At 61.9% G+C, this 20,589-nt stretch carries 16 protein-coding genes; 9 read left to right on the top strand and 7 right to left on the bottom strand.

Translation table 11 applies throughout. The annotated features are described in order from the left end of the window. Positions 1–140 precede the first annotated feature (140 nt). Together pdxA and LQ788_RS02075 are read left to right on the top strand one after the other, a co-directional pair. Positions 141–2,432: a 4-hydroxythreonine-4-phosphate dehydrogenase PdxA gene (pdxA, locus tag LQ788_RS02080; protein WP_231444800.1), complete on the top strand. Its 2,292-nt coding sequence runs from the start codon at positions 141–143 to the stop codon at positions 2,430–2,432. A 170-nt stretch (positions 2,433–2,602) separates the two neighbouring features. Next, the gene (locus LQ788_RS02075) at positions 2,603–3,385 is read left to right on the top strand and encodes a DeoR/GlpR family DNA-binding transcription regulator (RefSeq protein WP_231444798.1); all 783 of its coding nucleotides are present in this window, start codon (positions 2,603–2,605) and stop codon (positions 3,383–3,385) included. Between the two features lie 31 nt (positions 3,386–3,416). Here the strand turns inward: LQ788_RS02075 and LQ788_RS02070 are convergent, their stop codons facing one another. Both LQ788_RS02070 and LQ788_RS02065 read right to left on the bottom strand, forming a co-directional pair. Beyond that, the gene (locus tag LQ788_RS02070; RefSeq protein WP_231444797.1) at positions 3,417–4,586 is read right to left on the bottom strand and encodes a sialidase family protein; all 1,170 of its coding nucleotides are present in this window, start codon (positions 4,584–4,586) and stop codon (positions 3,417–3,419) included. Positions 4,587–4,635: 49 nt separating this feature from the next. Then, positions 4,636–5,988, bottom strand: coding sequence for an Nramp family divalent metal transporter (locus LQ788_RS02065; RefSeq protein WP_231444795.1), 1,353 nt, complete (start codon positions 5,986–5,988; stop codon positions 4,636–4,638). Between the two features lie 303 nt (positions 5,989–6,291). On the opposite strand from LQ788_RS02065, the gene LQ788_RS02060 reads away from it, so the two are divergent. The 5 genes from LQ788_RS02060 (at position 6,292) to LQ788_RS02040 (ending at position 12,222) form a co-directional block, all read left to right on the top strand. Then, the gene (locus LQ788_RS02060) at positions 6,292–7,023 is read left to right on the top strand and encodes a sulfite exporter TauE/SafE family protein (RefSeq protein WP_231444793.1); all 732 of its coding nucleotides are present in this window, start codon (positions 6,292–6,294) and stop codon (positions 7,021–7,023) included. Positions 7,024–7,136: 113 nt separating this feature from the next. Then, complete coding sequence (locus tag LQ788_RS02055) at positions 7,137–8,492, top strand: GntP family permease (RefSeq protein WP_231444792.1); 1,356 nt, start codon at positions 7,137–7,139, stop codon at positions 8,490–8,492. Between the two features lie 251 nt (positions 8,493–8,743). Beyond that, complete coding sequence (locus LQ788_RS02050) at positions 8,744–9,715, top strand: AraC family transcriptional regulator (protein WP_231444790.1); 972 nt, start codon at positions 8,744–8,746, stop codon at positions 9,713–9,715. 196 nt (positions 9,716–9,911) lie between these two features. After that, positions 9,912–10,493, top strand: a complete 582-nt coding sequence (locus LQ788_RS02045) for a flavin reductase family protein (RefSeq protein WP_231444788.1) — start codon at positions 9,912–9,914, stop codon at positions 10,491–10,493. A gap of 142 nt (positions 10,494–10,635) precedes the next feature. Next, positions 10,636–12,222, top strand: a complete 1,587-nt coding sequence (locus LQ788_RS02040) for a 4-hydroxyphenylacetate 3-hydroxylase family protein (protein WP_231444786.1) — start codon at positions 10,636–10,638, stop codon at positions 12,220–12,222. Positions 12,223–12,359: 137 nt separating this feature from the next. Here LQ788_RS02040 and LQ788_RS02035 read toward each other — a convergent pair whose 3' ends face one another. From LQ788_RS02035 to LQ788_RS02020, 4 genes are all read right to left on the bottom strand, one after another. Beyond that, positions 12,360–13,685: an amidase gene (locus LQ788_RS02035; protein ID WP_231444784.1), complete on the bottom strand. Its 1,326-nt coding sequence runs from the start codon at positions 13,683–13,685 to the stop codon at positions 12,360–12,362. A 199-nt stretch (positions 13,686–13,884) separates the two neighbouring features. Then, a complete protein-coding gene (locus tag LQ788_RS02030) occupies positions 13,885–15,417 on the bottom strand; it encodes an amidase (RefSeq protein WP_231444782.1) in 1,533 nt (510 codons plus the stop codon). Further along, positions 15,414–16,784 carry a M20 family metallo-hydrolase gene (locus tag LQ788_RS02025; protein WP_231444780.1) on the bottom strand — a complete coding sequence of 457 codons (1,371 nt, stop codon included), beginning with the start codon at positions 16,782–16,784 and terminating at the stop codon, positions 15,414–15,416. Before LQ788_RS02025 ends, LQ788_RS02030 begins: the two co-directional genes overlap by 4 nt. Before the next feature lie 66 nt (positions 16,785–16,850). Then, positions 16,851–18,170 (bottom strand): MFS transporter, encoded by a 1,320-nt coding sequence (locus LQ788_RS02020; RefSeq protein WP_231444778.1) that lies wholly within the window; start codon positions 18,168–18,170, stop codon positions 16,851–16,853. Between the two features lie 239 nt (positions 18,171–18,409). Here LQ788_RS02020 and LQ788_RS02015 point away from each other — a divergent pair, with 239 nt between their 5' ends. Further along, complete coding sequence (locus LQ788_RS02015; protein ID WP_231444776.1) at positions 18,410–18,583, top strand: hypothetical protein; 174 nt, start codon at positions 18,410–18,412, stop codon at positions 18,581–18,583. 63 nt (positions 18,584–18,646) lie between these two features. Here LQ788_RS02015 and LQ788_RS02010 read toward each other — a convergent pair whose 3' ends face one another. After that, positions 18,647–19,567 (bottom strand): LysR family transcriptional regulator, encoded by a 921-nt coding sequence (locus tag LQ788_RS02010; RefSeq protein WP_231444774.1) that lies wholly within the window; start codon positions 19,565–19,567, stop codon positions 18,647–18,649. 96 nt (positions 19,568–19,663) lie between these two features. Here LQ788_RS02010 and lgt point away from each other — a divergent pair, with 96 nt between their 5' ends. Continuing rightward, positions 19,664–20,587, top strand: coding sequence for a prolipoprotein diacylglyceryl transferase (gene lgt / locus LQ788_RS02005; RefSeq protein ID WP_231444772.1), 924 nt, complete (start codon positions 19,664–19,666; stop codon positions 20,585–20,587). Positions 20,588–20,589 lie beyond the last annotated feature (2 nt).

Genomic DNA, 20,589 nt, shown 5'->3' with positions numbered 1-20,589 from the left:
ACGGTGCTCCTCGTCGAGTGAATGATGCGATCCAAATCAACAGCATCATCTCATTTATGCGCGCAACGTGCAACGAGTTGCGCATTTCGCGCACTCATGACAATCTGGAACTCCAGCCAGATCGGACGCAAAGGAGTGCCATGCCCACACGCGACCCCGGCATGCTCATCCTTGCCGATGACCTCAGCGGAGCAGCAGAGGCCGCAGCAACCCTCGGAACCTCCGTCCGTATCCTCCTCACCGACGTGGAGGGACGGCCGGTCGCAACCGAAAACACGAAGTCCGCTTCACAGGATGTCGCCGTCGACCTCGACTGCCGCTATCTCTGTCACACGATCGCCGCGGAACGCACACGCTCAGCACTGCAGACATTGCGGACCGAGAATCAGACCACCGTCATCAAGATTGACTCGCTGCTGCGCGGCAACATCAAAGCGCATCTGTCGGCGGCGCTGGAGAACACAAGCGGACCGGTCATCTTCGCCCCCGCCCTCCCCCAGCACAATCGAACCGTTGTCGATGGCGTCCCCTATGTCGACGGTATTCGACTTGCAGAGACTCGTGCCTGGAGCATTGAGGACACCTCAGCCCCGGAGGATCTCAGCAGCCTTTGCCCCGAAGCACCAACTCGCCTGCGACTGGACGTTCTGCGCACGAGCACTGCCCGTGAACTGATCGACCGATTCCGATCCAGCCGCCTCGTCACAGCCGACGCCGAAACCGTGGATGACCTAGAACAGATCAGCACCCTTGCAGCATCGATCGGTGCCACTGTCGTCGGTTCCGCGGCACTGGCCCGCGTCATCGGCGAGGCTCGACCCCAGAGGCCCATCGCCACTCTCATCGAACGGCCCGCTGCATCGAACACTCCGGTTCTCTTCATTCTCGGCACAGCGGCAGATCGCATCGACGATCAGGTCGCTCACCTGCTCGCCCACGCACACATCGACGTCCTCGACATCCCGGCTATCGAGGTCTCAGCCTGGAACGAGAACTCCGACGACTTGCGTGCCACCTCCGCAGTGATCCGGAAGCGACTCACAGACGGCGGTCTCGTCATTCGACTCACGGACACCGGAGATTCCCTCGACCCGCGGCCGTTGCCGGGCCTCTTAGCCGAACTCGTTGCGTTGTCACTCACAGATATCGGACCGGTCCACCTGGGCGCCACGGGAGGCGAGACAGCACGCGCACTCCTCAACCGCCTCGGCGTCGAGGAGATCGAAACCATTCGGGAGATCCACCCGGGCGCGGTCCTTTCTCAGGTGAGAACCACCTCGGCGAGGGCTGGCGAACTCATTGAGCTCAGCCGTGTCGTCACACGACCCGGCGGCCAGGGAGACGACGATTCCCTCACCCTCATCCACGAGTCACTGACCCACGGGACAGCGGCCACCCCGATCACCGCGAACACCCTCGCGAACCACAAAGGAGAACGAATGACATCGCGCCCCACAGTCGCAGTGACCATGGGCGACGGAGCCGGAGTCGGTCCCGAGATCTGCGTCGCCGCCTGCCTCGACCCCACAGTGCTCGAAGTGGCTCGGCCCGTCGTCATCGGCGATGCAGCTCGGCTCAAACAGGCCGCTGAGATTCTCGGGGTCGATGCGTCGATCCGCGTCATCGACTCCCCAGCTGCGGCTGAGGACTCCTCAGACACCATCGACGTCATCGACCTCGATCTGCTGCCCGCGGATCTGGCGTGGGGCCAGTTGTCCGACACTGCCGGCGACGCTGCGTTCCGCTACATCGAACGAGCATCGCAGCTGGCCATGTCCGGTGAGGTCCAGGCAATCTGCACAGCACCGCTGAACAAGGAAGCGCTGCATTCTGCCGGCCACCAGTACCCCGGGCACACCGAGATGCTGGCCGCTCTGACCGGGACCGAGGAGGTCTCGATGATGCTCTCCTCGCCCAAGCTGCGAGTCATTCACGTGACGACCCACATCGGCCTCATCGACGCCGTGGCTAAGATCGAACCGGGCCTGGTTGAGCGCACGGTCCGTCGCGGGAACGACGCTCTCATCAGGGCAGGAATCGAACGCCCCCATATCGGAGTCTGCGCGATCAATCCGCACGCCGGTGAGAACGGACTCTTCGGCTACGGCGAGGAAGCGGAGAAGATCACTCCAGCCATCACTACGCTCAAGGCCGATGGGATCGACGCGGTCGGCCCGCTCTCGGCCGATACCGCCTTCTTCCTCGCTGGACGCGGCGACTACGACCTGATCGTCGCGATGTACCACGATCAGGGGCATGGGCCGATCAAGGTCCTCGGCATCGACGCCGGGGTCAACATCACTGTCGGATTGCCAGTGATCCGCACCTCCGTCGACCACGGAACGGCATTCGACATCGCCGGCTCCGGCAAGGTCGACACGGAAAGCATGAGTGAAGCCATGCGACAGGCAGCCGCTCTGGCTGCAGTTTGAACCGGGTCAACTCCACGATTGCAGCGCACTCACGAGCACTGGACCCGTCGCTGGCCGCTGGACAGGGATTCAACCAGTCGTGATCAATCGCGATACAGTGGCCGCACGGCTAAGAGCCGCCCATCGGAGGGCGGCAGGATTCGACCACTGACAGCAGACATCGGAGAGTGATGAACGCAGGCGATAGGCGCGAGGAGATCATCCAGCGTGTCCGGGCGCAGGGTGAGATGAGTGTCGAGACTCTGTCGGAGATGCTCGGTGTCACCGCTTCGACGATCCGGCGTGACCTCGCGCGACTCACCGACTCAGGAGATCTCGCACGTACCTACGGCGGTGTCATCGCCGTCCCCGCCGAGGCCGAGAGCACTCTGGACGAACGCTCCCACGAGGCACCCGAAATCAAACGGGCGCTCGGCGCGTGGTGCGCGCAGCAGGTACCAGCGGGATCACATGTCCTCCTCGACGCGGGCAGCACGACTGCGCAGATCGCACGTGCACTACGCGAGACGACTCCCCTTTCGGTTGTGTCCACAGGGCTCACCTCGCTGCAGCAGATGACGGGCGCGGAGGGCGTCGAGTTCACCCTCCTCGGCGGCCGGTACCGATCGATCAGCCAGGGCTTCATCGGCCCGATCACCGAAGTCGGGCTGGAGAAGTTCACCTTCGACTTCGCTTTCCTCGGCGCAGATGCCGTCACCGCCGAAGACGGCGTATGCGAGGCCACAGCAGAACAGGTTCGTCTCAAAGAGCTCATGAGCCGACGAGCCACCCACGTCTTCGTCGTCGCCCATTCGGCCAAGCTGGGCCAACGCCCCTTCCATGCCTGGGCAGACCTGGGCAATGGGTGGACACTCGTGACCGATGACACAGCTGACGCTGAGCAGATCAAGGCATTCGAATCCCGCGGCATCCGCGTGGTCACCGTCGACGACATGGGCATGGCCCACAGCTAGAACAACTCGATCACTGACATTCCAGATGGGGTCAGCCCCAGAGCTTGCAGTCGGTATGGACTTGGTCCTCGACTCCCGAGATCCAGTCCTCAGAGAAGACAACATGCCTGACTGCTCGACGCGAACTGTACGTGTAGACGACGTGGATAAGCCCATCGGCGTCAACGATTCCGTGCGGGTACTCCTGACGGCGGTTGCTGCGAAGATTACCGGAGCCGGTGAACCCATCGCCGGGCTCGATGACCCGGCGCACCGGCCAGGTGCGACCTTCGTCGTTGGAGACGGCGATGACTATCCTCATCCGCTCGTAGGGCCACACCACTTCCGCGGGCTCGCGAGTGACCTGGTGCTCGTTCGAGACCAGAGCCAACATTCCAGAAGGCAGCAGGAATGCGCTGAGACCGGCATTGTTATTCGGCACATCGGTTGCCTCTGGCTCGGTCCAGGTCTCGCCTCCGTCTTCGGATCTGCTGATGTAGACCCAGTCGGCGAAGCGCGAGCGGAACAGGCAGACCAGGCGTCCGGGCTCCAGCTCGACGATATTGGGATGGACCCTGCCGCCGGCCTCGGGGAAATCAATCCGGCGCCAGCCACCGCCCTCGTCCTCGGAGATCTGAAGAACCGGCTGGTCCGAGCCATTCTTCGAATCGTCATCGAAACACAGCCATTGAGGATGAACCCATCTGCCGTCGCTGAGGACCTGGATCGGCTGGCGGCAGAATGTTCCCTCAGCGTCGAACAGCGTCGCCGGCTGACACCAGGTTGCGCCGCCATCAGCTGAACGGATCACCTTCACTACCGAGGTGTGCTGCAGGTTGAATGTCTCCGGCACACCTGACTGCCGCGACAGCTGAGAGGTGTAGACGAGCCAGATCTGACCGTCGGGGGCCTCGAACAAACCCGGGTTCTGATCGGAGCGGATCTCGTCGTGAGTGACAGCCGCAGAAGCAGACCATGTGGCAGTGCTCGAATCGAATCGAGAAACGAGCACGTCGATGTCCCTATTGCCCTCATCGCTGCCGCCGAACCAGGCCGCAAGCAATCCGCCGTTGCTCAGCGCCAGTATCGACGGGGCGTGGTTGGAACGACGATCGGTAGGGATGACTGCCGCGACATTGTCCGAATCTTCGAAGTGGCGGAGCTTGCCATCAGCGGGGGGCGCCGGGACGTGTTCGAGGCTCTGGTTCGCGAGCAGATTCATGAGTGACTCCTATGCTGTGTGGTCCGGTCAGTGTCGCATCCGATGCAGATCATCCGAAGGCGGTTTCGAACATCGACGGAATCTGCATCGCAATCTGAAAACCGATGATGATCGCAATGACACCGAGAAGTGCCAGCAGCGCGGTCTGCCACTTCGGGTTCACCGCGTAACCGTGCATGTGCTTCTTCCTCGACGTCAGGAGGAGGATGCAGACGACGATGATCGGCAGGCTGAGCACAGTCGAGATGGCAGTGCCGACGATATTGAGAGAGATCAGGTCTGGTGCGCCTGGAATCGTCGAGACCAGAGGCACGATGATGAACACGATCGCCTGGATCCACCGGAAAGCAGGATTCTGCTCATCTCGACCCAGGTACTTGCGCATGGAGGGCACCGAATGGTTGATTCCATTGATGGCCAGCTGCGCGAACCCGCGTGACTGTGGTGGGAAGCTCGTCATCGCAGCGAAGAAGATACACATCCACAGCAGGAAGGGCCCGGCTGGTCCGACTGCAACTTCGAGCATGTGCGAGAGATCGAACTCATCAGCGATCGAGAATCCAGGATGTGCGGCACTGAACTCGGCGGCAACGATCCAGAACAGAAGGTTGATGACGAGAAGTGGTGCCATTCCGGCGATGAGGTCGAACTGCTGAAGGCGCCGGTATTTCGGTCCAACCCAGCCTTTGTCCCGCATGAAGCCGGAATACAGCAGGTTCGGCATATTGCCGGCTATCGTGCCGATGGTTGCCGAAGCGATGACAATGGGGGCGAAGGCAGAGGTGTTCTGCTCCTCAGGGATCTCGAATGCGAGTCCCTGCACGAAGCCCCCGATGTCGAAGGTACCGATCTTGATCAGCGCGTAGACGAACGCAACGATCATGGCCACCGAGGCGAAGCGCGCGAAGTACTCGAGGACGACGAACTGCCTACGCAGCATCACCAGAGACAGAGTCAGAATGACGATGATGACCGCGCAGAAGAAGCGGCCCCAGCCACCGCCCCATTGACCGCCGGTGAGCTCATGCAGTCCGGTCGCCGCCGCGAGAACGAAGGTGGCCTGGGTGATGAAACCGGCTACGATGACGACAGCAGCCATGATCCCCGGAAGTACGGGAGCCAGCCGTGCAAACCCGTCGAGGATCTGCGTGTCTCCGTGCTTGTTCATCAGCGTGTACTTAGCGATGGACGAGATGATGAAGGTGCGAGCAAGCAAGGACAGCACCAGGGTCCACAACAGCGCATATCCGTAGGATGCACCTGAGACCGAGGAACTGACGAGGTCGCCCGTGCCAAGGAAGGACATTGCCAGCACGAGGCCCGGCCCCACCGACGTGACGAGCCCGAGACCGCGTGGCAGAGGAAGCTGATTCGGCTTCGGTGAGCCAGAACTGCCGTTCATGCTATGGACGTCCGTGGCCATGGCGTGCACTCCAGTGTGTAGACGATTGGATGGCTGGCGACCGCGACCTCAGGGTCGCTGACACAGCGTAGCGATACAGCAAACAATCTGCGCGGTCTACGTAGAGACTAGACCATGATTGCGTGTTTCGCGCAACAACGAGTCCAGATGCCGGACATTTGGCTCATTTTGCGCACAGTGATGGAAGACTGTTGACTTGATAAGAGCTCGAGGTTGAGTCCGCGGTCGAGTTCGCGGCGTTCGCCCCGTCTCGACTACGCAATGCGAAGGAGCAGAGTCCCGATGGAGTTGATCCATTACCTCATCATCGGAGCAGTGGTGCTGGGGTCTTCCTGCGTGCAGGGCTCCGTCGGGTTCGGGCTAGGAATGATCACGGCCCCGGTGCTCGTGCTGCTCGAACCGAACCTGCTTCCTGCCGCACTGCTTCTGCTCGCCACTCTCACTTCGTTCACCGCTTTCATCCGCGAACGAGCCGATGTCGACTGGAAGCTCGTCGGCTGGGGCGCGCTTGGCCGATTACCGGGAATCGCCATCGGCACGACTGCAGTAGTGCTGCTGCCAGATCAAGGACTTTCTCTGCTCCTAGCAGTCACGGTCCTGGCCGGAGTCGGCTTCAGCCTGGTGGGCTGGTCGCCTGCTGCCAGCAACCGCAACATGTTCTTCGCCAGCAGCGTTTCTGGCATCTTCGGCACGTCGACAAGCATCGGCGGCCCGCCCATCGCCCTGGTTCTGCGCTCTCTAGATCCCTCTTCGATGCGATCCACCATGAGCGCCTACTTCACCATCGGAAGCATCCTGTCCTTGACCGGACTGACGATCGGAGGCGAGGTTCGGAGCGAACACCTGATCGCGGCAGCCTCTCTACTGCCATTTATGCTTGCAGGGTTGTGGCTGTCGAATCTTGTGATCCGACGAGCGAACAAGACAGTTCTCTATCGTGTGGCCGTCGGCGCATCGATCATTGGGGCGATCCTGGTCATCGGCGAGGTTGCGGCTTCCCTGTTCACACCTTGAGGTACCACGGGAGCATCGACACCGATATCGCCTAAGGGGACACTTATTACCATCATTTCCATCATAGTGATTAAATGACTTAATCACTTTTCTCAGCTCAACGAGGAGCCGCCATGGTCATTCTCCACGCAGTCATTGCAATTCTCGCGATCGTCCTGCTCATCATCCTGTTGAAAGTCGATCCAGTGATCTCACTGGTCATCGGTGCCATGTACTACGGCATAGCGGCTGGGCTCGGCCTGGAAAAGACACTGACGACAATTGTCGAGGGGTTCGGCTCGATCATGGCCGAGGTGGGTCTGCTCATCGGCTTCGGGGTGCTCATCGGGGCATTGCTCTTCAATATGGGGGCATTGCAAAGATTCGTCGAACTGCTGCTCCGGCTCCTGGGACCACGGAAGCTGCCCTACGCCCTGGCAGCAGCACTCACTGCGGTCTTCCCTTCGATCTACGTCGACGTGCAGCTTGTGCTTGCATCGCCATTGGCTCGGAACGCGGCACCGGCACTCGGACGTCGCGGCTTGGGCATCATGGCAGGCTCGGTCACTGCCGGCATCCTCGTCGGATACGTGTTCGTGGTCCCCGGCCTCGGCACGATTTCCATCGCAGGTCTCCTCAACATCCCTCTTGCGCAGATGCTCGGCATCGGACTCGCAGTCGGCGTGGCAACGGTCCTGCTGACCGTGTTCGTCTATTCCTTCCTCGTCAATCGCGGGTTCTGGAATCCCGAGACCGATGAGACCGGAATCGTGTCCGAAGCAGAACAGGACGATTCGTCCGAAGCTGGTGGAACCACCACCGTTCAGACCCGTCAGCCGCACTTGGCTTTGGCACTCAGTCCGGTCTACGTGCCTCTCGTCTTCATTGCCACCGGAGCAATCCTCAGCGCCCTCAACGCCGCCAACTCCGTCACTGATTTCCTCGGCGATCCGGTCTTCGCCCTGTTCTTGGGGCTCGTCATCGCCTATGTGCTCTCCCAGATCTTCAATGGTCGGGAGAAGACGAATTCGTCGATGGAAGAAGGCTTCAGCACCACGGGCCAGATTCTGCTCATCACCGGTGTCGGCGGGTCTCTTGGCGAAGTCATCAGTGCCACGAACCTGGCAGACGTCCTCGGCGGCCTCTTCACAGCGAATTCGGCCGCTCCCGTCATCGTCAGCGTCCTCATCGCGTGGCTCATCGCCGCTGTTCTGCACCTGGCGATCGGTTCCATCTCTGTCGCGGCGATCGCAGCCGCCGGCATCATCGGACCCATCCTCGGTCAGCTCGATGTCTCACCGATCATCATCGGCCTCGCCATCGGTTCCGGTGCTTTGTTCGCGCTGCAGGTCAACAGCAACTTCTTCTGGATGTTCCAGACGATGATGCAGGTGACGACCAAGGGTGCGCTGAAGGCGCTGACCTTTGTCACAGCCCTCGCCTCCTTCATCTCGCTCATCATCGTCTGCCTGCTCACACCGTTCTTCTGACACCGACTCGATCGAGAAGGGCTTCAGCAGACCGGCCGAACCGGTTTCGGACCCAGCGGTTCGCAGCTCTTCCGAAGGAGGCGGGATTGGACTGACTCTCTAGCTCGGTACTGTCCCAGAGACCGCAGGCAGGAATCAGAAATCGTCGCCGAGAAGCTACCATGGGCTGACAACAACGATGTTGCGATCGCCGCCGGGGCCCACACCCAAAGATCCTGCGCTTCGCACCGGAGACTGGGAGGAGCAACCCCGTGGCTGAACCACCGACGCCTCATTCCACCCCGGACCCGCTGCGGTTCTCCACCGCCCAGATACCGTCCAAGAATCGCATCGAATATTGGGAAGCTCATAACGCCAAGGCACTCATCGGCCTCGACATTCGCACCTTAGAGGACACTCCCCTCATGGCGGAGGAGATCAACCTTCACTTCCCTGCCCTCCGGTTCGCTGGAGTCAAGGGCTCATCCCAGATCGTCGAGCGTTCCGCACGAATGATTGCCGAGCATCCCACCGGTGACATCGCCATTTTCTTCGCGATGAGCGGTGATGCCTTTTTCTATCATTCCAAGGGGACGATTCTCCTCAAACCTGGCCAGGCTGTCGTCTACGACGCGGACCGGCCATTCGTCCGCGGTTTCTCACACGGACTCTATGAACTGGTACTCACCGTCCCGCGAGAAGACTTCGCCCACCTGGCAGGTGGGAGAGATCTCAATGAACCGCTGGTGTTTGATTTCGGATCGGATCTGCGCAGACGATTCCCCAACCCCAGCGCCACAGACCTGGTCTCGGTCATCGACTCCGCACTGCGTCGGTCCCCCGACGATCTGTATCGAGTGGAGCAGGAGACCTTCGAACTGGTCGAACGAATGCTCTCGCCCACGGTGGATTCCAGCCGGGAGGCCAGCTATCGACATGCCCTGCAGGAGATCGCGCGCCATTTCGGCGACGGCGCGCTGAATCGCAGACAGGTCGCTGCGGCCATCGGGGTCAGCGAGCGTCAGCTCTCGCGCATCTTCGCTGCACAGGACGAGACCTTTGCCGACCACCTGCAGAACTATCGTTTGCAGATCGCGGAGACAATCTTGGCTTCGGAACCTCACACCACGGTCGCCGAAATCGCACGTCGGTGCGGGTTCGCCTCTCCCTCGCATTTCTCCCGTGTCTTCAAAGCTCGCACCGGGTTGACTCCGCTGGAGCTGCAACGCGCAACCGAGTTCTAGAAGGACTTCCAGAGCATAGATTCATACTCCTCAGCGTCTCAATCCATTGCTCTCAGTTATCGCGTTGGTCTGGGCGGGACAGGCGATGTCCCAATCGGGACGAGCACTTCACATCGCAAATGTGACTCACAACACTGTCTAGAGATAGCTAATCCGACCAATCTCCGGAAGCTGCTCCAGGGAGAGGACACATTCGATGACTGACACCATTGCAACAGATTCGCCGAGGCGGGCGATCGATTCCAAGGATCTTCGCCATGCGTTCGGAAAGTTCGCCACCGGTGTGACGGTGGTGACCTGCCAGGCGCCCGACGGCACACCACACGGGGCCACGGTCAATGCCTTCACAGCCGTGTCACTCGACCCGCCATTGGCCCAGGTGACACTGATCCGCGGCAACAAGGCATCCGAGTATCTCGAGGACCGCCCGTTCGCCATCAACATCATGTCCGAGGACCAGTTGAGCACCTGCATGAACTTTGCCGGAAAACCTTCGAAGACCTCGGTGAAGTGGCGTTGCGAGGGCGAGATCCCCGTCCTCGACGGCAATGCGGCAACCATCGAATGTCGCCCTTGGCGGATCTACGACGGCGGCGACCACGTGATCGTCATCGGCGAAGTCATCGACCTGGAGATCAATGACGTCGATCCTCTGCTCTTCATCTCCGGCAAGTTCCATCATGCCGGCACTCTGCACGGTGGCACGCCGTGGGAGGCATCAGGCGATTCGATCGCCCACGGCTGGTTCGAGGGATCGTCGACGTTCAATCCCGTCTGAACCGATCTTCGGCGTAACGAAGCATCTGAAAACAAGGGCCCCAGCAACTGACTCCCGACTCCCGGAGAACTACCACCAACGAATCCAACTGTCGTCCTGCCCACAAGCAGCAGTCCGACACAACTTTGAAAGGACGGTCGTCATGACCATTGAAGAGACCCAGCAGAACACAATGTCCGAAAGGACGACACCAGCCAACCCGAAACTGCCTATGACAGGCGACGAATACATCGAGTCCCTGCGTGATGGTCGAGAGATCTACCTCCACGGAGAACGCGTCGAGGATGTCACTACCCACCCGGCATTCCGCAACTCCGTACGCATGGTCGCCCGGCTCTACGACGGATTCCACGACGAAGCGACTGCAGACAAACTCCTGGTCGATACCGACACCGGCAGCGGCGGCAAAACCCACCCCTTTTTCAAAGTCCCGAAGTCCGTCGACGACCTCAAGGACAGCCGCACCGCGATCGAAACTTGGGCCCGCATGTCCTACGGTTGGCTCGGTCGCTCCCCCGACTACAAGGCAGCTTTCCTAGGAACTCTGGGCTCGATGCCCGAGTTCTATTCTCCCTACCAGGAGAACGCCCAGCGGTGGTACAAGGAGTCGCAGGAGAAGGTTCTGTACTGGAACCACGCCATCATCAACCCGCCCGTTGACCGCCACCTGCCCCCGGACGACGTCAAGGACGTCTTCATGAAGGTGGAAAAGGAAACCGACAACGGTGTCATCGTCTCCGGAGCAAAGGTCGTGGCCACCGGTTCAGCCATCACCAACTACAACTTCATCTCCCACTACGGCCTGCCGATCAAACGTCCCGAATACGCTCTCATCTGCACCGTCCCGATGGATGCTCCCGGCATCAAACTGATCTCACGGACCTCCTACGCACAAAATGCTGCTGTGACCGGCACTCCCTATGACTACCCGCTGTCATCGCGTATGGATGAAAATGACGCCGTGTTCATATTCGACAAGGTACTCGTGCCGTGGGAGAACATCTTCGCCTACGGAGACCCGGACCAGATCAACGGGTTCATGCCGAAGACCGGGTTCATTCAGCGCTTCACCTACCAGGGCTGCATCCGCCTGGCCGTGAAGCTCGACTTCATCGCCGGACTTCTCCTCAAAGCACTCGAGATCGCCGGAACGCAGGACTTCCGCGGTGTCCAGGCCCGGGCCGGAGAGGTCATCGGGTGGCGCAACATGTTCTGGGCCCTCGCCGATGCCATGATGCTCAATCCTGACGAAGGACCGAACGGGTCCGTGTTGCCGAAGATGGACTACGGCATGGCTTACCGCATGTTCATGGCCCAGGGGTACTCACGGATCAAGGAGATCATCGAACAAGACGTCGCCTCGGGACTCATCTACCTGCCCTCCGGTGCCCAGGACTTCAAGAATGCTGAGATCCGGCCTTACCTCGACAAATACGTACGCGGATCCAACGGTGTGCAGGCCGTGGACCGGGTCAAGTTGATGAAGCTGCTGTGGGACGCCATCGGTTCCGAGTTCGGGGGACGTCACGAACTCTACGAACGCAACTACTCCGGCAACCATGAGAACGTGCGCGTTGAGATGCTCATGAACGCGATGAACAACGGCACCGTCGAGAGCATGAATGGGATGGTCGAACAATGCATGGGCGAGTACAACCTCGATGGTTGGACGGTCCCGGACCTGTTCAACAGCGACGACGTCAACGCATTCATGAAAGGTAACCGCTAAACACTGACCATGGGTGAACCTGGCAACGCCTGCCAAACAAAGCAACCATTCCGCGCAGCCCGGCATGACATCCGTGCCGGGCTGTGCGGCTTGGTTTCCGCTGTGGTGCACGCTGGCTCAGCGCAACTGAACCGCTTTCAGAGTCCTGCGACGAATTCGAGCAGCTTCTCGTCGTTGTGTGGCGCGCCCACGAACTGCACAGAGGTTGGCTTTGCTCGTGACGATGTCCCGGTGGCCGTGTCAGACGCCGTGCCAGCAACCGACGTGGAGCTGTCTAACACCACCCCGATGGGCAGCGTCACTGCCGGCCATCCCAGCACGTTGAACGGCAACGAGAAGCGCATGAATTTCGCTGCAGACTCCGGTCCGAGCTCATCCCACGCTGCCACTTCGCCGCCCATGGCGGGGGTGATGATGAAATCAACGTCGTCGAAGAACGATTCGGCAGCGGCTCGAAGCTCCTCCAAAGAGGCGACATTGGACTGGTATTCAGCTTCGGTAATGTCCTGGCCGGAGAGGATCTTCGCCCAGACGCCCGGCTGATACTGCTCGCCTTGGGCATCAAGGAACTGCTTGTGCAGGACATAGGCTTCGTAACGTCGAATGATGTCGTAGAAGGCAATGCCTCGTTCGATGAGCTCCGTCAGGTAATCGAAATTCGCCGAGGTGGTTGAGGCGAGCACTGAATCACCAAGGCGTTTCTCGGCCCAGGTCAGTACTCCCGCTGATGATTCATCTGCACGGTTCAGCAGGCTCAGGTCGACTGTGGGTGTCTTTGCCGGAGTAGGCGCCGATGCCGCTGAGGATGCTGCTGGAGCTGTACCCGCCCCACTCCCGGATATCGCCTTGAACGCCGCGGTGAGCAACGGCAGATCTCGCGCGAACAGCCCCACCGTGTCGAAGGACGGCGACAGAGGGAACACCCCCTCGACCGAAACGGTGCCGAAGGTCGGCTTGTACCCGATGACTCCCTGACAGGCGGCAGGCACTCTCACGGAACCCGCAGTGTCAGTTCCCAACGCCAACGGCACCACGCCGGCAGCGACAAGGGCCGCAGACCCCGAGCTCGACCCACCGGTGCACAGCGCGGGGTCAACCGGGTTGATGACTCTCCCGAAAGCACTCTCATCGCCGAGGATGCCGTACGAGTATTCCTGACAGTTCGTCTTCACCACCGGCAGAGCACCGGCTCGCTCCCAGAGACTCACCACCGGGGCTGATGCGCTCGGGTCAGGTCCGCTGCTGACGTTCGATCCCATCGTTGTGGGGAATCCCGCCACGTCGATGACGTCCTTGACCGCGAAGGGAACACCCTCGAGGGCGCGTGCGTCTTCACCGGCCGCGGCGCGCTCCGCAGACTTCCGTTCAAGAATGCGTGCCCGGTCGCCCATCACCGAGGTGACGGCATTGAGGTCTCGACCGATTCCTTCGACTGCAGCCAGTGTCTGTTCGAGGCTCTGCATTGAACCCTGCTCCCTTTGCGCTCCGTTGGTTTCGCCCACGATGCTCATCGTGCCAGAAGGCTGAGCGACGCATCGGACGACATGCCCAGCCCTGCGACGCGTCAGCTTGCGGAACAGTACATCGGTTGCAACCTGTGTACTGTTCCGCAGACTGAGTAACCGCGGGCCGGCTGACCGGCGCATCAGCAGCCGCAGGCAATCACCTCGGCGCGATCCCCGTCCACGGCACCAGCTGCTCGACCGCGGCCGCGACGTCGAAGGCCGCGCGGTCGTCGAAGGGATGGGCGATGATCTGCAGACCCGTCGGGATTCCGCAGTCGGCCATACCGCTGGGGACATTGACGATCGGTACCCGATTGCAGATGTTGAAGGGCATCGTCATGTGCGACTGCCAGTAGTGCTCGAGCCGCACTCCCCCACCATCGACTCCAGCTCCATCGCCGCCAACGCTGCCGTCAGCACCGGAAGCCCCCCGGCCCACACCGGTCGAGTCGATCGTGATCCCGTCGAGATAGCTGGCATCTGCTTCGAGTCCCGCCACCGCCGAGGTGGGCGCCAGCAGGACCTCGAATCCCTCCATTGCGGTCGCGAGTTCCGCTTGGATCTGCGCCTCAGCGGCCAGCCCTTCGTAGAACGTATGACGGCTGGCGACCGCCTCGGCGTCGGCCATGATCTGGAGCGTGTAGTCGGCCAGGGTGTCCTCGTGCCCGCGCGTCGCGGCCCGCATCGCGGGGGCGAGGATGTTGCCGAAGTGTGTGAACGCGGTTTCGAAGATCCGCTCCGCTGTCCACGGCAGTTCGATCTCCTCGACGATCGCCCCCGCAGCCTCCAGCGCCGAGGCGACCGCCCGGGTATTGGCGATGATGTCCTGACCGACGGGGAAGTCGCCCAGGCGCAGGCAGAGTGCGATCCGCTTCCCCCTCAAGCCTTCAACCACCTCGGCGGAGGTGGCATCGAAGCCGTTGAGGAAACCAGACGAATCGATCGTCGCATGATCGCTGGGATCGACGCCGACCATCACTCGTGCAAGCAGCGCGGTGTCGGCGACGGTACGCGCCATCGGCCCGTCCCCGCGGTACCAGTCAGCGGCCAGGGGCTGGACGCCGGGAATCCGACCGTAGGGCGCCTTGAATCCGACGGTGCCGGTGAACGCGGCGGGCAGCCGGGTCGATCCGGCGATGTCCGAGGCTGTGGCCAGGGGCGCGAAGCCCGCCGCCAGTGCCGCACCCGAGCCGCCCGAGGACCCTCCGGGTGAGAGTTCGGTGTTCCACGGATTGCGGGTCACGCCCCACATCGGGGAATGCGTGACCGTCGCGCAGCTGAATTCCGGCGAGGTCGCTCGGGCATGGACGAACCCTCCGGCGGCGCGGACGCGCGCGATGATCGCCCCGTCGGCTCCGGCCACGGTGTCGCGCTCGTGGATGAGTCCTTGGGTCAGGGTGCGCCCGGCGATCGCGTGCTTCTCCTTGGCGATGATGGGAAGGCCGAGCAGCGGTCGAGCGGCGGCTGCCCCGGCGAGCTCATCGTTCGACGCGTGTGCGTAGAAGCCTTCGGCCTCCCTCGCCGAGGTGACTGCATCCTCCACGACTTCCGTGACCGCATTGATGCGCTCGTCCTCGGACGTGATCCGTCCGATCTGAGCGGTGAGGTACTCGACCGGAGACAGCTCCTGAGAGCGGAACTTCGTCAGTGCCTCGCTCGCGGACAGCGCCCAGGTTTCGCTGCCGCTCATGCTCGCGCCTCGGCGACGGACTTGCCGACCCAGATCTCGCCGTCTCGTTCCTCGCTGAGTTCACCACCCACCAACTCGGTGACGACGTTGGTGAGGACGCCGAGTCCGCGGATCATGTCGTCGTCGGTGGTGAATTCGCGTTCGCAGTGGGAGACGCCGTCGACGCTGGGCACGAACATCATCACGGCGGGCACCCGGTGGTTCATGGCCACCGAATCGTGACCGGCCATGGTCTCGAGGCGCCGGATCGACAGCCCCTCATTGGCCACGGCCTTCTCGGCCAGTTCGACGCCGGTCTCCGGGAAGTAGAGCTTGCCGCGGACATCGAAGTCCTCAACCTTGATGGTGATGTCGTGGTCCAGGGCGATGCTCGCGATCTGCTGGTGCAGGGAGTCCCGGGCGGCCTTGACGATGCCCGGGTCAGAGGACCGCAGGTCAGCGACCATGTGCACGCGGCGGGGCACAACGATCGGTGAATTGGGTTCGACGACGTGCTGGCCAACCGAGGACACGAGTGCCTCGTCGGCGAACTCGTTGACCACGTCAGCGACAGCGAGGACGATCTTGGAGCCTGCGACGAGGGCGTCGTGGCGATCGGCCATGGCGGTGGCGCCGGTGTGGGACTGTTCGCCGAGGACGTCGATGTCGAGCTTCTGCGTGTACCAGCTGGATTCGACGACGCCGATGTTCGTGGCTTCGCGTTCGAGGATGCGACCCTGTTCGATGTGGATCTCCGCGTAGGAGATCGCCTCGGGCGGGGTGTCTGTGCCGTTGTAGCCGATGGCGGCGAGCGCCTCGGCGACGGACGTGCCTTCGAGGTCCTCCACGGCAAGCATCTGGTCGAGGTCGAAGAGTCCGGCGTAGACGGAGCTGCCCATGATGGATGGGGCGAAGCGTCCGCCCTCCTCGTTGAACCAGTTGACGACGGCGATGTTGAACCGCGGCTTCTGCCCGGATTCGGCGACGTTCTCCTTGACGCGCAGGGCTGCGAAGAGGGCCGCGATGACTCCGTAGGCGCCGTCGAAGCGACCACCCAGTGGCTGGGAGTCCAGGTGTGAGCCGATGAGGACGTAGGGGGCGTCGGGGACGAGTTCGAAGCAGGCGAACATGTTGCCGATCGCATCCACGCGGACTTCGAAGCCGTTGCCCTCGGCCCAGCCGCGCATCCAGTCGCGACTCTGCTTGTCCTGGGGCGTCAGTGCCTGCCGGTCGACGCCGTCATTGTCGGTGGCCCCGAATGTGGCGACGTGGTGGAAGTCGGTGAGGAAGGCGGCATCACTGGACGGTGCCGCGGTCGAAGAGGTCGCGTTCGCGGGAGCTTCACTTGCAGGGGATGCGGTCGAAGTTCCGGGGGATGCTGTGGTCATGGTGCGTCTCTTTCTCTTGCGAGTTTGGTGCTGAAGTGGGAGTCGGTTCGCCGAGGTGGCCGGCGCTCACCCCAGCCGCCCCCGGGTCTCGGGGAGGCGGGTGACGAAGATGAGGACGAGGACGATCACCGCGCAGATGGTCATGTAGAACCCTGGTGCGGTGTTGACACCGGTGATGTCGACGAGCCAGGTGCCGACGAACGGCGCGGTTCCACCGAGGATGGCGTAGGAGATGTTGTAGCTGATCGCCGCCGAGGTGAAGCGGGTCTTCGTGGAGAAACGTTCGCAGAAGAAGGTGTAGCAGCCTCCGCCGTAGCAGCACAGGGAGATGACGAAGATCGTCTGTCCGAGGAATGCCAGGCCCATGTTACCGCTGGTGACCAGGCCAAAGGCGGGGATCGATGTGATGGCCAGGAGGATGGAGCCGGCGATGAGCATGGGTTTGCGTCCGACTCTGTCGCCGATAGCTCCGGCGATGGGCAGGAAGATCGTGTAGCTGGCCATGGCGATGGCATTCGTCAGCAGTGACTGCTCGCGGGTGAGGTCGCCGGTGGTCTGGATGTAGGTGACGAAATAGGCCGAAAGCATGTAGAAGCCCAAGGCGGTGAGTCCGAGGACGAAGAAGACCTGGAGCATTCCCACCGAGTTCTCGCGGAAGGAGTCACGGATCGGGCTGAATTCCTTGGGCCGTTCGGCCGCGGTCTTCTTGAACAGATCGGACTCATCGGTGCGCGAGCGGATCCAGAGTCCGACGGCCGAGAGCGGCAACGCCAGGAGGAAGGGGATGCGCCAGCCCCAGGATTCGAAGGATGCGTCGCTCATCACCGTCGAGAGCAGCAGGATGAGGCCACCGGCGAAGACGGAGGGCAGAGCGGTGGCGGCCAGGGTGATGTTGATCCACAGTCCGCGCTTGCCCACCGGTGCGTGTTCGTAGACGAAGGAGGGTCCGCCGACCGATTCGCCGCCGGCGGAGAACCCCTGGCCCAGGCGGGCGAGGATGAGCAGGATGGGCGCGAACCAGCCGATCTGGTCGAAGCCGGGCAGGATGCCGATCAGCGCGGTGCAGATGCCGACGAGGAAGATCGTGATGGTCAGGGTCTTGCGCCTGCCGACCTTGTCACCGAGGGCACCGAAGAACAATCCGCCCAGGGGCCGCATGACGAAGGCGACGCCGAAGGTGGCGAAGATGACGAGCAGACCGGTGACCCGGTCGCCGTCGGGGAAGAAGTACTCGGAGAGGATGACGGCCGAGAGCCCGTAGAGCGTGAAGTCGTAGAACTCGACGAACTGGCCGATGCTGCCGCCGACGAGCACCTTCTTCTGCATGCTCGTGGTCTTGCCGGACTGTTTCGGTTGTGTCGTGGGCGTCGCAGGTGTCGCGGACATAGAAGCTCCCTTGCCTAGTCCTCAGGTGTGGGAACCATTGTTGCCCGGCTTTGTGCATCAGTCCAACAGATACTTTTTAGCCTGGCCATAGATCGACTTGATGGGCTGTAAATCCAGTTGCGGTGGGGCGCGGGTATGCGCACGAGCACGGTGCCGTGCGAGACTGCTCGCAGGCCCAAACTCGCAGGCTCACAGCTGCGCCAGGCCCCATACTCACAGACCACTCAAGGAGACGAACTATGTGCCGAGCTGTCACCTGCACAACCTGCGGCAAGACGACCTGGGCCGGGTGCGGACTCCACGTCGACTCCGTCAAACGCGAAGTGCCTGCACAACAGTGGTGCGGCGGTCACGAGAAGGAACCGGAGCAGAAAGGCAACCTCATCCAAAGGCTGTTCGGACTCGGAAACTGACCCACGGGACTCAGGCCCGGAGTCGACCACCTCGGACCAGCCGACACGCCCGGTCCCTGATGCCTACTGCTGTGCGGGTCCCAGGATCTCCCTGGTCAGCTCGCTGAAAGCCCGGGCACGCCTACTCAGACGCACCTCCTTGGGCCACACCATGGACAGATCGATGCTCGGGAAATCGTCGAGCAGCGGCACGTCGACCGTCATCGATCCGATATACGTTCCCGAGGACACGCTCTGGCTCAGCAGCGAGTACCCGTGGCCCATCGCGACGAATGATCGGACCGTCTCATAACCGGCGAAGCTGTGCCGCACCTTCGGCACGATGCCGGCGATGCGGAAGAGCTCATCGTAGTACTGCCGGGAGAACGGCAGATCGAGCTGGATGTAATCTTCGTCGGCGAGTTCACGCAGATGGATCGGACGTGGTCCCTCCGCTCCCCCGCCGAGGCGGTGGTCGAGTGAGACGAGCGCGTGCGGTTTGACGACGTCGATGAGGAACGAATCGAACCGGTCGGTCAGTCCCAGCGTGTAGGTGAGCGCGATGTCGCAGAATCCGGCGATGACCGCGGTCTGGAGTTCGTGGAGGTCGGCCTCGAAGTAGTTGACCCGCACATCGGGGTAGCGTTTCTCAAACTCGGCGTGGATGAGCGGCAGTCGGGTCGGGGCAATCGGTGAGAACACCCCGACTGTGAGATTCCCGCTCAGCGACTGCGCCAGTCCGTGGGCGGTCTCGCCGAGCGCGTCGGAGGACTCGAGGAACGGGTTGACCTCGAAGAGGAAGCGTCGGCCTGCAGGTGAGAGGACCACGGAGCGGTTCTTCTGCCGAATGAACAGGTCGATGCCCAGGGTTCGCTCGAGCTGGGCCATGGCCGTTGAGATCGCCGACTGGGTGACGTTGAGATGCTTGGCCGCCTCGGTCATATTCTCCCTGCGGGCAACCTCCTGGAAGTACCGCAGTTGAACGAGAGTGAAGTCGAGAGCCATAAGTGTCATCATCTCACCCGACGGCGCAGACACCTCTCAACCGGTGCACGGCCAGCAGAATGTCTCTTCAGTGGGTCGAGGAAATAGACTGACACCGTGCTTGCCAATCCAGCGGTCGATGACCTGCCCACGCTGCCCCACGATGTTCTTGCTTCTATTCCCAGCCCGAGCGTCTCCAGCTTCTCGCTGGGCCCTCTGACGATTCACTTCTATGCGCTGTGCATTCTGGCGGGAATCGTCATCGCCATCGTGTTGACCAATCACCGTCTGACCAAGCGCGGAGTCGAAGATTGGCAGGTCCTCGACATTGCGACCCTGGCAGTCCCGATGGCCATCATCGGGGCCAGGATCTACCACGTCATCACCCACTACACGGACTATTTCGGCCCCGGTCGCAACCCGTGGAACCCCTTTGAGCCCGGCTCTGTGTGGGCGATCTGGGAAGGCGGAATCGCCATCTTCGGTTCACTCATCGGCGGCACATTGGGCGCCCTGATCATGTGCCGCCGACTCAACATCAAACTCTCCGCACTCCTCGACGCCATCGCTCCGGGACTGATCCTCGCCCAGGCGTGCGGACGCTTCGGCAACTGGTTCAACCAGGAGCTCTTCGGCCAACCGACCACGTTGCCCTGGGGTCTGGAGATCGATCCGAGCAACGCGAACTTCCCAGCAGGACTGCCTGCCGACACCCTCTTCCACCCCACGTTCCTCTACGAGGTCATCTGGAACAGCCTCGGCGCCCTGGTCCTGCTGTGGCTGGGCCGCCACCTGTTCTTCCAGTGGGGACGCCTCTTCGGCATGTACCTCGTCTGGTACGGCGCCGGCCGCATCGTGTGGGAGTCCATTCGCCTCGACCCCAGTTTCGTCGTCCTCGGCCTGCGCACCAATGTGTGGGCAGCGATCGGCGCGGTAGCTCTCGGAATCGCCATCATCGTCATTCAAAGGCTGAGGCACCCCGAACCCGAGAAGTCACCGTTCATCAATGACCGGAAACCTGAGACCGAACCCGCCGACTGACC

Origin of the sequence: Brevibacterium zhoupengii (genome assembly GCF_021117425.1) — a bacterium.
GTDB lineage: Bacteria > Actinomycetota > Actinomycetes > Actinomycetales > Brevibacteriaceae > Brevibacterium > Brevibacterium zhoupengii.
This window is presented reverse-complemented; position numbering and strand designations above follow the sequence as displayed.